The sequence below is a fragment of the Blautia sp. HCP3S3_D9 genome, from assembly GCF_052063845.1.
In the GTDB taxonomy this organism is placed as follows: domain Bacteria; phylum Bacillota; class Clostridia; order Lachnospirales; family Lachnospiraceae; genus Blautia_A.
The window spans coordinates 1-14576 of the sequence record NZ_JBQHWS010000093.1; the positions used below are offsets into that span (position 1 = coordinate 1).

Annotated in this window: 12 protein-coding genes, 1 other RNA gene and 1 pseudogene; 11 read left to right on the plus strand and 3 right to left on the minus strand. The window is 43.5% G+C overall.

Translation table 11 applies throughout. The features are described from left to right. The 6 genes and pseudogenes from ACTNES_RS14990 to rnpB form a co-directional block, all read left to right on the plus strand. Positions 1 to 517: pseudogene (locus ACTNES_RS14990) on the plus strand (DNA primase); the annotation flags it as partial. A 39-nt stretch (positions 518 to 556) separates the two neighbouring features. After that, positions 557 to 1684, plus strand: coding sequence for an RNA polymerase sigma factor RpoD (gene rpoD, locus ACTNES_RS14995; protein ID WP_216459811.1), 1128 nt, complete (start codon positions 557 to 559; stop codon positions 1682 to 1684). Between the two features lie 10 nt (positions 1685 to 1694). After that, on the plus strand, positions 1695 to 2402 hold the full coding sequence (locus tag ACTNES_RS15000) for a tRNA (adenine(22)-N(1))-methyltransferase (protein ID WP_441039949.1): 708 nt from the start codon (positions 1695 to 1697) through the stop codon (positions 2400 to 2402). Beyond that, entirely contained in the window at positions 2389 to 3171 is a 783-nt protein-coding gene (locus ACTNES_RS15005) for a Nif3-like dinuclear metal center hexameric protein (RefSeq protein ID WP_441039951.1), read from the plus strand. Before ACTNES_RS15000 ends, ACTNES_RS15005 begins: the two co-directional genes overlap by 14 nt. Positions 3172 to 3274: 103 nt before the next feature. After that, positions 3275 to 4942, plus strand: coding sequence for a nucleoside kinase (locus ACTNES_RS15010; protein ID WP_291817326.1), 1668 nt, complete (start codon positions 3275 to 3277; stop codon positions 4940 to 4942). A gap of 159 nt (positions 4943 to 5101) precedes the next feature. After that, positions 5102 to 5451, plus strand: an RNA gene (gene rnpB, locus ACTNES_RS15015) — RNase P RNA component class A. A 137-nt stretch (positions 5452 to 5588) separates the two neighbouring features. On the opposite strand, the gene ACTNES_RS15020 is transcribed toward rnpB, so the two are convergent. The 3 genes from ACTNES_RS15020 to ACTNES_RS15030 form a co-directional block, all read right to left on the minus strand. Continuing rightward, positions 5589 to 6026 (minus strand): aspartate carbamoyltransferase regulatory subunit, encoded by a 438-nt coding sequence (locus ACTNES_RS15020; RefSeq protein ID WP_216459815.1) that lies wholly within the window; start codon positions 6024 to 6026, stop codon positions 5589 to 5591. Then, entirely contained in the window at positions 6020 to 6943 is a 924-nt protein-coding gene (gene pyrB / locus ACTNES_RS15025) for an aspartate carbamoyltransferase (protein ID WP_291806666.1), read from the minus strand. The genes ACTNES_RS15020 and pyrB overlap by 7 nt, the downstream gene beginning before the upstream one ends. Positions 6944 to 7023: 80 nt before the next feature. Then, positions 7024 to 7410, minus strand: coding sequence for a putative ABC transporter permease (locus tag ACTNES_RS15030; RefSeq protein ID WP_300333964.1), 387 nt, complete (start codon positions 7408 to 7410; stop codon positions 7024 to 7026). 294 nt (positions 7411 to 7704) lie between these two features. Between ACTNES_RS15030 and ACTNES_RS15035 the strand changes: the two genes are divergently transcribed. From ACTNES_RS15035 to ppk1, 5 genes are all read left to right on the plus strand, one after another. Continuing rightward, the gene (locus ACTNES_RS15035) at positions 7705 to 8994 is read left to right on the plus strand and encodes a bifunctional folylpolyglutamate synthase/dihydrofolate synthase (RefSeq protein ID WP_291817324.1); all 1290 of its coding nucleotides are present in this window, start codon (positions 7705 to 7707) and stop codon (positions 8992 to 8994) included. Positions 8995 to 9018: 24 nt separating this feature from the next. Continuing rightward, positions 9019 to 10149: a prephenate dehydratase gene (pheA, locus tag ACTNES_RS15040; RefSeq protein WP_216459819.1), complete on the plus strand. Its 1131-nt coding sequence runs from the start codon at positions 9019 to 9021 to the stop codon at positions 10147 to 10149. Positions 10150 to 10239: 90 nt separating this feature from the next. Then, on the plus strand, positions 10240 to 11547 hold the full coding sequence (locus tag ACTNES_RS15045; RefSeq protein ID WP_441039955.1) for an ATP-binding protein: 1308 nt from the start codon (positions 10240 to 10242) through the stop codon (positions 11545 to 11547). A 27-nt stretch (positions 11548 to 11574) separates the two neighbouring features. After that, positions 11575 to 13113 (plus strand): Ppx/GppA phosphatase family protein, encoded by a 1539-nt coding sequence (locus ACTNES_RS15050; protein ID WP_441039957.1) that lies wholly within the window; start codon positions 11575 to 11577, stop codon positions 13111 to 13113. A gap of 14 nt (positions 13114 to 13127) precedes the next feature. Then, positions 13128 to 14576: polyphosphate kinase 1 (ppk1, locus tag ACTNES_RS15055; protein ID WP_441039959.1), on the plus strand; the 1449-nt coding region annotated here is incomplete at its 3' end.

A 14576-nucleotide genomic window follows, 5' to 3' on the forward strand; every position in this document is an offset into this window, starting at 1 on the left:
GGTAGGTGCACTTGCCATGAAGGGAACTCCGGCAGAGAAGAGAGTTCAGCCGAAACCAGTAGGTGGACAGGTGAAGAAGGAGAGTGCATCGGATAAAGCACAGAAACTGATGCTTACCTGGCTGGTAACATATCCGAAAATCTTTAACACGGTTGAACAGTATATCCAGCCGTCAGATTTCGTAGTTCCGCTATACCGGCAGGTGGCAGAGATGCTGTACCAGCAGCATAAGGAAGGCGATGTCAATCCTGCAAGGTTGATGAATGCTTTTATTGACAGTGAAGAGCAGAGGGAGGTTTCTTCTCTGTTTAATGCGACAATTCATCTAGAAACTCCTGAAGAACAGAATCGGGCTTTTTCGGATACTGTGATCAGGATCAAGGAGGAGAGTCTCAAAGAGAGAAACCGGAAATGGAATCCTGCTGACATGCAGGAACTGCAGGCAATCATAAAAGCAAAGAAAGAATTGGAAGATCTCGGAAGAAAGCGGCAGCAGCTGCATATTTCTTTCGAATAAGGATAAAATATAAACACTATATGGAGGTATAGAGCACATATGGAAATGAATATGGGTAAATTCAGTGAAAAACTGGTAGAACTTCTGGAGCTTGCCAAGAAGAAAAAAAATGTACTGGAATACCAGGAAATCAATGATTTCTTTAAGGATCAGCCACTGGGAGTTGAACAGATGGAGAAAGTATTTGACTTTCTGGAAGCCAGTGGAGTGGATGTGCTTAGAATTACAGACAACAATGCAGATGATATGATCCTGGATGATGACGATGCAGATATTGACAAACTGGACGAAGAAGAGATTGAACTTGACAAGATCGACCTTTCTGTTCCGGAAGGTGTAAGTATCGAGGATCCGGTCCGTATGTATCTGAAAGAAATCGGTAAGGTTCCGCTTCTTTCTGCAGAAGAGGAAATCGAACTTGCAAAGAGAATGGAGAATGGAGATGAAGCTGCCAAGAAACGTCTGGCAGAGGCAAACCTTCGTCTTGTTGTCAGCATTGCCAAAAGATATGTAGGACGTGGAATGCTTTTCCTTGATCTGATCCAGGAAGGTAATTTGGGTCTGATCAAGGCAGTTGAGAAGTTTGATTACCGTAAGGGATATAAATTCAGTACCTATGCAACATGGTGGATCCGTCAGGCAATTACAAGAGCAATTGCTGACCAGGCACGTACCATTCGTATTCCGGTGCATATGGTTGAGACAATTAATAAACTTATTCGTGTTTCCCGTCAGTTACTGCAGGAGCTTGGACGTGAACCTACGCCGGAAGAAATTGCAAAAGAAATGGATATGTCTGTAGATCGTGTGCGTGAGATCCTCAAAATTTCTCAGGAGCCGGTATCTCTGGAAACACCTATCGGTGAAGAAGAGGACAGCCATCTTGGAGACTTTATTCAGGATGATAATGTACCTGTACCTGCAGATGCAGCAGCGTTTACTTTACTGAAAGAACAGTTGGTAGAGGTTCTGAGCACACTGACAGACAGAGAGCAGAAAGTTTTACGCCTGCGTTTCGGTCTGGATGACGGACGTGCAAGAACTCTGGAGGAAGTTGGTAAGGAATTTAATGTAACAAGAGAACGTATCCGTCAGATTGAGGCAAAAGCTCTCCGTAAACTTCGTCATCCGAGCCGCAGCCGTAAACTGAAGGATTATCTGGACTAAGGAGCCTGTTATGCAGCTTTCATTACGTTTGTCTGCAATAGCAGGCCTGGTGACCAGGGGAAACAGACTTGTGGATGTGGGATGTGATCACGGATATCTGCCGGTATCTCTTTATCTGGATGGCAGAATACCGGGTGCGATCGCCATGGATGTGAGAAAAGGACCTCTGTCCAGAGCACAGGAACATATTTCGCAGTATGGTCTGAACGCATACATAGAGACCAGACTTTCAGATGGTCTGGAAGCATTGAAACCGGGAGAGGGCGACACTCTTGTAATAGCAGGAATGGGAGGCCCTCTCATGGAGAGGATACTTACTGACGGAGCAGAAGTCCGAGAGAGTTTTCAGGAAATGATCCTGCAGCCTCAGTCGGATATTCCGCATTTTCGCAAATTTATCAGTGAGATTGGCTGGAAGATCGTGGATGAAGAGATGGTTCTGGAGGATGGAAAGTTTTATCCTATGATGAAAGTGATCCATGGAGAAAAGAAGCATATTTCTGCAGATGAGCCTTATACTTTAGAAGAGTGGTTCGGCGGCATGCTCCTTGAGAGGAAACATCCGATCCTGAAGGAATATCTGGAAAGAGAGCTTCGCATCCGCAATGAGATTCTTGACAAATTAAAAAATGCACCGAATGCCGAAAAGCGTACAGGTGAGATAGAGGAGGAGAAGCAGGCTATTATTGCTGCTTTGAAGGAATATGAAGGCATATGAACTGACCTCCTGGCTGGAGAAGAAATATCCTGCCGATGCAGCTGAGGACTGGGATAATATAGGACTTCTCACGGGAGATGATACCAATGAGATCAGCCATGTATTTCTGGCTCTGGATCTGACAGAAGAGACACTGGCTGAGGCGATCAGGGATGGTGCAGATATGATCATTACCCATCATCCGATGACTTTTTCAGGAATTAAGAAAATCAATAATCACAGTTTTACAGGAAGAAAGATCATTACATTGATCCGGAAAGGAATCGTGTATTATGCGATGCACACCAATTACGATGTGCTGGGCATGGCAGATTTAAGTGCGGATTATACAAAGATGCACAATACGGAAGTTCTTTCTGTAACTGAGGAGAGAAATGGTGAGGTGCAGGGATTCGGCAGAGTTGGAGACCTTCCGGAGGAGATGACTCTGAGAGAATATGCGCAGCTGATCAAGAAATCCCTGAAACTAAATGATGTAAAGGTTTATGGTGATCTGGATAGCAGGGTGAAACGTGCAGCAGTCTGTACAGGATCAGGTAAGAGCATGATCCAAGATGCCATTAAGGCAGGGGCAGATGTGTATGTAACTGGTGATATTGACCACCATACAGGAATTGATACTGTTGCACAGGGATTGGCGCTGATCGATGCCGGACACTATGGAACTGAATATGTTTTTATGGATGCAATGAAAAAAGAACTGGCACAGGCATTTCCAGATCTGAAAATTTCCTGTGCAGAGGTAAAGAGCCCGTACACGATTCTGTGATACGGGTTCTTACCATATAATATGAAATTTGGCTGGTCTGTTGTCTGCAGAGCAGCGGTAAATATATTTACTTGTCGGCATAGCAGAAATGGAGGCAGGATTTATGGAACAGAAAATGTATAATGTTACAATACAGGGAAAAACAAAGCAATATCCGGAGAGAACTCCTTACAGTGAGATTGTAAAAGAATACGAAGGAAATACAGATGCGCCGGTAATGCTGGTGATCGTAAATGGCAGACTGAGAGAACTGCATAAGCATTTGAAGGCGGACTGTGAGATCGAATTTGTGACATCAAAGGATCCAATCGGACACAAAACTTATTGCAGAAGTGCCAGTATGATCCTTCTGAAGGCAATCTATGATGTGGCAGGACAGGAGAATGTGGACAGTGTAGTGATCCATTATTCAGTGGGCAGCGGCTATTATTTTACAATGAAAGGACCTATGGCACTGGATCAGGAATTTATTGATAAGGTAAAAGTGCAGATGCACAGGATCGTAGACGAGAATCTTCCTATCATAAAGAGAAGTGTAAGCACCAGTGAGGCGGTTGCGCTTTTTCATAAGCATCATATGTATGACAAGGAGAAACTGTTTAATTACCGCAGAAGTTCTACCGTGAATCTTTACAGTATTGGAAGTTTTGAGGACTATTTCTACGGATTTATGGCAAATCATACAGGGTATATCAAGACGTTTGATCTGTTTCTGTATGAGGGCGGTTTTGTGCTGCAGCTTCCGACTCAGAATGAACCGGATCGGATACCTGAATTTAAACCTCAGGAGAAGATTTTCCATGTGCAGAGGGAATCTCAGGAATGGGGAGATAAACTGGATATTGCGACAGTTGGGGATCTCAATGAAAAAGTTACCAGAGGCGGTATTCAGGACATTTTGCTGATCCAGGAAGCGATGCAGGAGGCAAAGATCTCAGAAATCGCATCTAAGATCGCGGCAGCTGGAAATAAGAAGTTTGTTATGATCGCTGGCCCGTCTTCTTCCGGAAAGACTACATTTTCACACAGATTGTCCATTCAGCTTGCTGCCCATGGAATGAAACCGCATCCGATCGCAGTTGATAACTATTTTGTAGACAGACATCTCACTCCCGTAGATGAGTTTGGAGAAAAGAATTTTGAGTGTCTGGAAGCGATTGATGTTGAGCAGTTTAATAAAGATATGCTTGATCTTCTGGAAGGAAAAAGGGTGGAGATGCCGGTTTTCAATTTCAAAACAGGAACCAGGGAATATAAAGGTGATTTTCTGCAGCTGGATAAAGATGATATTCTGGTAATTGAGGGGATTCATGGATTGAATGATAAGCTTAGCTATGCACTTCCAAAGGAGAGCAAATTTAAGATTTATCTCAGTGCTTTGACTCAGCTGAATATTGATGAGCATAACAGGATTCCTACCACTGATGGACGACTGATCCGCAGGATCGTAAGGGATGCCCGTACAAGAGGAACTTCTGCGAAGGAGACGATTGCGAGATGGCCTTCTGTACGCAGAGGAGAAGAGCAGAATATCTTTCCATTTCAGGAGGAGGCAGATGTAATGTTTAATTCTGCCCTGATCTATGAACTGGCATGCCTGAAAGTATATGCAGAGCCGCTTCTGTTTGGGATTGATAAAAATGAGCCGGAGTATACAGAAGCGAAGAGACTGCTGAAATTCTTTGAATATTTTGTTCCGGTGCCAAGTGAGGCAGTACCGCATAACTCGATCTTAAGAGAGTTTATTGGCGGAAGCTGCTTCAATGTATAGAATTGCTACAGAGGCTCATATATTGCTATTTATGTAAGCTTTTACATGCATATGTTAGAATTTAAGTATGTGTCGTGTACTCATGGGAATAAAAATTGGACACGAATGTAAAGATCTTTCTTTACAACTAAAAAAAAACGTGCTAGAATAGCACTTGCGCAACCAGGTCAGGTAATCGCGGCTGGACAGACGAAAGGGTTCAGACGAGGAAAGTCCGGGCTTCGCAGGGCAGGATGCCGGATAACGTCCGGTGGAGGTGACTCCCAGACCAGTGCAACAGAAATAAACCGCCTCACTTGTGGGGTAAGGGTGGAAAGGCAGTGTAAGAGACTACCGCCGTCCTGGTAACAGGCCGGGCACATGTAAACTCCATTCGAAGCAAGACCGAATAGAAAGCGATACGGCTGCCCGTCGTGCTTTCAGGTGGGTCGCTTGAGCCTTATGGAAACGTAAGGCCTAGACAGATGATTACCCAATGACATAACCCGGCTTATCGGTCTGATTGCGTACAAAATAATAAGAAACTGAAATCTCACTGCTGATGTGGAAAATTATCTAAATCAGTTGGTGGGATTTTTTGTATAAAAATAACCGGGAACAACGATAGCTCCCGGTTATGTAATGATTCGTATGAGATACAGGTAAATTATTTATTACGCTTACCGGTATATTTCTCTTCACAGTATTTACATCTGTAAACTTCTTTCTCCTCATCAGCGAGAACGAAGATCTGGTCAAGTCCCTGCTCGATAGAAGTGATGCAGCGAGGATTTTTGCATCTGATCACGTTTACGACCTGTTTCGGAAGTTTCAGGTCTTTCTTTGCAACGATCTTCTCATCTTTGATGATGTTTACAGTGATGTTGTGGTCAATGAAACCAAGGATGTCCAGATCAAGATTCTCGATCGGGCATTCAACCTTGATGATATCTTTCTTTCCCATTTTGTTACTGCGTGCGTTCTTGATGATCGCAACAGTACAGTCAAGTTTATCAAGTTTCAGATCATGATAGATAGTCATGGCCTTGCCGGCTTTGATATGGTCTAATACATAACCTTCACGAAGTGCTCCAACATTTAACATGGTAATTTTACCTCCAGTAATGTGAGAATCAGGGCCATACGTACATATACGCCGTACTGAGCCTGTTTGAAATAAGCTGCTCTCGGGTCTGCATCTACTTCTGTTGCAATTTCATTTACACGTGGAAGCGGATGGAGAATGTACATATCCTCTTTTGCAAGTTCCATTTTCTGTTTGTCCAGAATATAGAAGTCTTTCATGCGGACATAATCTTCTTCGTTGAAGAAACGTTCCTTCTGTACACGTGTCATGTACAGGATATCGAGGTCTGGTAAAGCATCTTCAAGTCTTTCAACTTCCTGGAATTCGATGTTGTTCTTCTTCAGGACATCTTCGCGGATGTAACTTGGAATACGAAGTTCTTCCGGTGAGATCAGTACGAATTTCACATTTGTGTAACGTACAAGTGCTTCGATCAGAGAGTGAACAGTACGTCCGAATTTCAGGTCACCGCACAGACCGATGGTAAGGTTGTCTAAACGTCCTTTAAGAGAACGAATGGTAAGTAGATCAGTTAATGTCTGGGTAGGATGTTGATGACCACCGTCACCGGCGTTGATAACAGGAATGGAAGAAGCCATAGAAGCTACTAACGGAGCGCCCTCTTTCGGGTGACGCATAGCACAGATATCTGCATAACAGGATACAACACGAATTGTATCAGCAACACTTTCGCCTTTTGCAGCGGAACTGGAATCAGCTGAAGAAAAACCAAGAACTTTACCGCCGAGATTCATCATAGCAGCTTCAAAGCTGAGGCGGGTACGGGTGCTTGGTTCATAGAATAAAGTGGCAAGTCTCTTATCGTCGCAGACATGCGCGTATTTATCAGGGTGTTTCTCAATATCACTGGCCAAGTCAAGAAGAGTGTTAAGCTCGTCTACAGACAGGTCAAGTGGACTCATTAAGTGTCTCATTTTATACCTCCATATTTTGTTGGTTCAGGAACTTTACTACGTAATCCTTCTTAACATCATATAATAACCCTGTATATTTTTCAAGAGAGTTTTTTGAGTATTTTTTCAAAAAATAATCCGGTTCCGAACCAGAGTGGAGCATAGTCCAGACGAATCAGTCCTTTGTAGTTCAGGGGCGCCTGGCTGTAGTCCCATGGACACATATGAAAACAGCGCAGAAAAGAGCCGCTGATAAATTCTATGGAGAAAATACCAACAGTATAAATGAATCCGCGTATCATAACCGGGACAGCGGAAAACTTCTTATAGAGAGGTCGGATGACAGCTGCGCATCCGTAAATGGGAAACATTAAAAGAGAGGTTTTTCCTGTCATGGTAAGTTCCCCGGAGAGTGCAGAATGCAGACCTGTCCAGAGAACCTCTATGCACCATCCGGCCAAGCCGCAGAGCAGAAATGATTTTTTCATAAAAGACCTCCCGATTTTCGCGTAAATTTTACCTGATTCTAGTATTGCCTGCCTTGAAAAAAACATACGTGTAAGATATAATGAGAACACATGTGTTATTGTCTGGAATAATTAGTTTTTACGATATATAGACAGGAACATATAGATTTGTTTATGGAAGAAAATGAGCTGTGGAAAATAATGTTACTGTTCAGTCCGTATCCGGTAATATGCTTTGTATGGTATGGCTTGGAATAGTGGCATGTGAATAGTAATGAAATAATTTTCGGGCTCATAGAAACAGAGGAGTTTATTATGAATTATCAGGAGAGCCGGGAGTACATAGATAGAATCACACGGGAAATTCCAAGCGTACTGGGGCTTGACCATATGCGCGAACTGATGAAGCGCCTGGGAAATCCTCAGGATGATCTGAAATATGTGCATGTAGCCGGTACCAATGGCAAGGGATCTGTCATTGCTTTTTTATATTCTGCTTTATCTGGTGCAGGATACCGTATCGGCAGATATGTTTCACCTACTTTGTATTCCTACAGAGGCAGGATGGAAGTAGCAGGCAGCAGGATCAGCAGAGAGAGCTTTGCCGCATATATCACACAGGTGGCAGAGGCCATTATAGCCATGACAAAGGATGGCTATCCTCATCCCACTGCATTTGAGATAGAGACAGCAGTGGCATTTCTGTTTTTTAGGGACGAGAAATGTGATCTCGTTTTGTTAGAAGTCGGAATGGGCGGAAATCTGGACGCCACAAATATCATTAAGAACACATTATTGGCAGTGCTGGTTTCTATCAGCATGGACCATATGTCTTTTCTTGGAAATACCCTGTCACAAATTGCCGAGAAGAAAGCCGGCATCATAAAGGATCACTGCCATGTGGTAACTGCCATGCAGAAACCGGAAGCAATGCAGGTAATTGAGAAAGTTTGTGCAGAACATCATGCCGAATGTACAGTGGCAGATGCTTCACAGATACAGGTGCTTCAGGAGAGCTGTCTGGGGCAGACTATCCGGTATGATGGGGAAGATTATGAAATTCCACTGGCGGGTGTATATCAGAAAGAGAATGCAGTAGTTGCCCTGAATGCCCTGAAAGTGCTGAATGAGCTGGGTTTTGCAACTACTGCAGGGCAGAGGAAAGAGGGACTTCAGAATGCGCACTGGAATGGAAGATTTACAGTTATCTGTAAGAAACCGTTGTTTGTAGTAGATGGAGCGCATAATCCTGCAGCGGCAGATATGATGGCAGCTTCTATTGAACATTATTTTAAAGAAAAACGCCTGATCTATATTATGGGAGTTTTTGCTGATAAAGATTACAGAAGCGTGATTCAGAAAACTGCACATTTTGCAGACCAGATCCTTACGATCCAGACTCCGGATAATGTGCGTGCACTGCCAGCAGAGAAATTGGCAGAGACTGTCAGAGAATATAATCCGAATGTTCAGGCTATGCCATCCATTCAGGCCGCAGTAGAGAAAGCGTTTGCAATAGCTGGTGAGCAGGATGTGATCATTGCGTTTGGTTCTCTTTCCTTTATCGGAGAGATGACTGATATTGTGGAGAAACAACACCAATAAAAGAAAGTAGAAGGAATAAGATACATGATAGATTTACAGGATTGCCGAGATGAAATAGATAAGATTGACAGCGAGATCATCCGTCTCTTTGAACAGCGAATGAAGGTGTGCGAAGATGTGGCTGAATATAAGATCCGCACAGGAAAGAAGGTTCTGGATCCGGAGCGTGAGAGGCAGAAATTGGAAGCACTGCGTAAAAAAGCACATGGAGAGTTTAATGAACTTGGTGCGCAGGAGCTTTTTCAGCAGATCATGGCCATCAGCCGTAAAAGGCAGTATCAGCTTCTGACAGAGCATGGCATCGAGGATGATGAGAAACTGGAAATGGTAGATGAACTTCCGATGAAAGATGTTACCGTTGTTTTTCAGGGAGTAGAAGGTGCATACAGCTATGCTGCCATGAGAGAATATTTCCATGATGATATCGAGAGTTATCATGTGAAAACATGGCGTGATGCGATGGAAGAGGTTGTGGCAGAGAGAGCAGATTATGCAGTCCTTCCAATCGAGAATACAACAGCCGGGATCGTGGCAGATATTTATGATCTTCTTACAGAATATGATCTGAGCATTGTTGGAGAGCAGATCATCCGTCCGGAGCATGTGCTTCTGGGCTTGCCGGATGCGGAAATTGGGGATATCAAACAAGTATGTTCTCATCCGCAGGCTCTTGCACAGTGCGGAAAATATCTGGAAACTCATCCGGACTGGAAGAAAAAAGAAATGGAGAATACAGCAGGTTCTGCCAAGAGAATTAAAGAGGATAATGATAAAACACAGGCAGCTATTGCCAGCAGACAGGCAGGAGAACTCTATGGACTGAAGATCCTGGCAGAGAATATCTGTTATAACGGACAGAACGCTACACGTTTTGTTATTGTGAGTAAGAAACCAATCTATGTGAAAGATGCGCACAAGATCAGCATTTTCTTTGAACTGCCTCATGAGAGTGGTACACTTTACAATATGCTGTCCCATATTATTTACAATGGTCTGAACATGACAAAAATCGAATCCCGCCCGATCACGGGAAAGAACTGGCAGTACAGATTCTTCCTGGATTTTGAGGGAAATTTAAGAGACAGTGCTGTGAAGAATGCGCTGAGAGGAATCGAAGCAGAGACTGGCAGAATGAGAATTCTGGGAAATTATTAGTATTGACAACAATGTGAAATCAGATACGGGAAGAGAGAAAGAAAACCTGATATCTGGATAACGGATAAAGATAAAAAGGAAGTAACAACAATGGCTAGATTAAATGAATGTATATTATATCGTAACTTTGAACATGGTGAGATCCTGGACAAGATGGCAGAGCTAATGACTGCCTGGGAACAGAAATCACCGGATCTGAAAGAAAAAGAAGGACTGTTCTTTGAATGCGCCAACGGACTGGTGGAAACTGCCGGATCATACGGATTTTCCGGGAATTTGTGGCACTGTTATCTTACATTTCTTCTTGTAAATAATGAAAATGCATTCAGCACAGCCTGCGAGATCAGAGGTGCGGTAAATGGAAGTATCAATGAACTGGCACTGAATGATTTCGGAGTATTCAAAGAATTATATGATTTCGACCTGACAGTACTGGACGAAGCATTTGGCATTTCCTGCTGTAAGATACTGACAGATTACACAAATACAGGAAGCAACAGCAAGATGTTCAATTCTCGTATCAGAGACCGTATCTGCAGCCTGAGCAAGACTCTGGCAGAAGCAGAAACTACTGAAGAATTTATGAAAGATATGGTGCAGTTCTACAAAGATTTCGGCGTAGGCAAACTGGGCTTACATAAGGCGTTCCGTGTTGGACATGATGAGAATGACAATGTAGAAATCCAGCCGATCACAAGAATTGCTCATGTGAAACTGGAAGATCTGGTAGGATATGAAATTCCGAAGCAGAAGCTGATCGAGAATACAGAAGCCTTTGTAAGGGGCAGAAAAGCAAACAACTGTCTGCTCTTTGGTGATGCAGGTACAGGTAAATCCTCAAGTATCAAAGGCATCCTGAACTGTTATTATGATGAGGGACTTCGTATCATTGAAGTGTACAAGCATCAGTTCCAGGATCTGAATGATGTGATCGCGCAGATCAAGAACAGAAATTATAAATTCATTATCTATATGGATGATCTGTCATTCGAGGAATTTGAGATTGAATACAAATATCTCAAAGCTGTTATCGAGGGCGGTCTGGAGAAGAAACCGGATAATATCCTGATCTATGCAACAAGTAACCGCAGACATCTGGTAAGAGAGAAATCCAGTGATAAATTGGAGATTATGGATGATGACGATCTGCATTCCTCCGATACTGTACAGGAGAAACTTTCTCTTGTTTACCGTTTCGGTGTCCGCATTTACTACGGTGCACCGAGCAAAAAGGAATTCCAGACTATCGTCAAGGCGCTTGCAGAGAGAAATGGGATCAAGATGCCGGAAGAGGAACTGCTTCTGGAAGCAAACAAATGGGAACTTTCTCATGGCGGACTTACAGGAAGAACGGCACAGCAGTTTATCGACCATCTGCTGGGGGTTGCGGAAGAATAAATATAACAAAGCAAAGGGGGAACACATATGGCAGTTATGACATTTGCGGCCATTGACATCGGGTCTTATGAAGTGAGTATGAAGATCTTTGAGATGTCAAAGAGAATCGGGTTCCGGGAACTGAATGATGTCAGATACAGTCTGGAACTGGGCAAGGGCGTTTATTCCGGAGGAAAGATCGATTCAGAAATGCTGAAAGTTCTGTGTGAGGTACTCAATGACTTTAAACGTCTGATGCAGGACTTTGGTGTAAATGAATACCGCGCCTGCGGTACCAGTGCATTCAGAGAACTTGCGAATCCGCTGATCATCCTGGAACAGATTTATCAGCGGACAGGACTTAAGATTGAGATTTTGAGCAGTGCAGAACAGCATTTCCTCGGATATAAATCTATTGCTGCCATTGAAAAAGGATTCAAGAAGATGATTCAGAAGGGAACTGCGATCCTGGATGTAGGAGGCGGCAGCCTGCAGGTTTCCCTTTTTGACAAAGATGCGCTGGTCACTACTCAGGGACTGAAGATGGGAAGTTTAAGAATCCGCCAGCGGCTGCAGGAACTGGAGAAAACAACCATTCATTATGATAAATTGGTTGAGGAATTTATCCGAAATGATCTGATGAGCTTCCAGCGTCTATATCTGAAAGACAAGGATATCAAGAATGTGATCCTGATGGGAGATTTCATCACGGATATGATCTTCCAGGAGGAAATGGAAGATAAGATCATTACAAGGGAAGAATTTATGAAACGCTATGAGGATACGGTAGGAAAATCTGTTGATCTGCTGGCTCAGGAAATGGAGATCGATCCGGAGTATGCGTCCCTTGTAGTACCGACTATGGTAGTGTGCAGAAACTTTATCGATATTTTTAACGCAGAATCTCTCTGGGCTCCGGGTGTTTCTCTGTTGGATGGAATTGCATATGATTTTGCAGAGAAAAAGAAATTTATCAAGAGTGTGCATAATTTCGAGAATGATATTCTGGTTACCTCAAAGAATATCGCGAAACGCTATTCCAGCAGTAAGAGTCACATTCAGGGAACGATGAATCTCTGCCTGAATATTTTTGACAGCATGAAGAAAGTTCATGGCATGGGTTCAAGAGAACGTCTGTTACTGCAGATCGCGGCACTGCTCCATGACTGCGGCAAATATATCAGCATGGAAAATGTTTCTGAGTGTTCTTATCAGATCATTATGTCCACAGATATTATCGGTCTGTCCTCTCTGGAACGCCAGATGATCGCGTGTGCGGTCAGATTCAATAATTCTGCGTTTGCTCACTACGATGAACTTTACAGTATGGGAATGGCGATTGACAGAGAGAGCTATATCAAGGTAGCAAAGATGACTGCGATTCTTCGTCTGGCAAATGCCATGGACAGAAGCCATTATCAGAAAGTAAAAGGGATCAAGACAGCGCTCAAGGACAGAGAACTGCAGATGATCGTGGATTCCGCACAGGATATTTCCCTGGAACTGGGACTGCTGAAAGATAAAGTCGCATTTTTTGAAGAAGTATTTGGCATTCGTCTGGTTCTCAGGCGTAAGGGCAGAGCATAAAGGAGGATGAACTTATGGATCTTGGAAAATTTGAAAAAAAAGAGTATTTCGTAAACCGTGAGCTGAGCTGGCTCAAATTTGACGAGCGTGTTCTGAGTGAAGCAAGAGATAAAAATCTTCCTTTATTTGACAGACTGAAATTTTTAAGTATTACTGCATCTAACCTGGATGAATTCTTCATGGTGCGTGTGGCATCCCTTAAGGATCAGGTACATGCAGGATATCATAAGACAGACATCGCAGGAATGACTGCCAAAGAACAGTTAAAAGAAATCAGTGCCCGCACCCATGAACTGGTTCATGTACAGTATAATACCCTGAACCGTTCCCTGATCCCGGCGCTGGAGAAAGCAGGCATGCATCTGGTTGCTGCCCATGAAGATCTTACAGAAGAACAGATGGCATTTGTGGACAGATACTTTGAGGACAATGTATATCCGGTACTTACGCCAATGGCGATGGACTCTTCCAGACCGTTTCCGCTGATCAGAAATAAAACATTGAATATCGGCGCTCTGATCTCCAAGAAAGAGAAGAGTGATAAACTCAACAAGAAAGATAAAGCAGGAGAGCTTCTGTTTGCTACTGTACAGGTTCCGTCTGTGCTCCCAAGAGTGGTACAGATCCCGTCGAAGAAAGATGGCGATACCACAGTGATCCTTCTGGAAGAGATCATTGAAAGAAATATTGATAAACTTTTCCTCAGTTATGATGTGGTATGTGCACATCCTTACCGTATTATGCGTAATGCGGATCTTACCATTGATGAAGATGAGGCAGAGGATCTGCTGGTGGAGATTCAGCGTCAGTTAAAGAAACGCCAGTGGGGCGAAGTTATCCGTCTGGAAGTAGAGGATAAGATGGATGAACGTCTGCTGAGGATCCTGAAGATGGAATTTGATATCAAAGAGGCAGATATTTTCGAGATCAATGGACCTCTGGATCTTACCATGTTGATGAAAGTATATGGCGCAGATGGTTTTGATGCTTACAAGACACCGAAGTATCAACCTGCACCTGTACCGGAATTCCAGAATGAGAAAGATATTTTCCAGGTGATCCGTGAGGGAGATGTATTCCTGCATCATCCTTATATGAGCTTCGACCCTGTTGTAAATTTCGTGCGTCAGGCAGCAAAAGATCCGGATGTTCTGGCTATTAAGCAGACTTTATACCGTGTCAGCGGAAATTCTCCGATCATTGCGGCTCTGGCACAGGCTGCAGAGAACGGCAAGCAGGTTTCTGTACTGGTAGAGCTGAAAGCGCGTTTTGATGAAGAGAACAATATCGTATGGGCGAAGAAACTTGAAAAAGCAGGATGCCATGTAATCTACGGCCTGGTAGGTCTTAAGACACACAGCAAGATCACGCTGGTTGTGCGCAGAGAAGAGACAGGAATCCGCCGTTATGTGCATCTGGCAACCGGAAACTATAATGATTCTACTGCCAAACTCTATACAGTG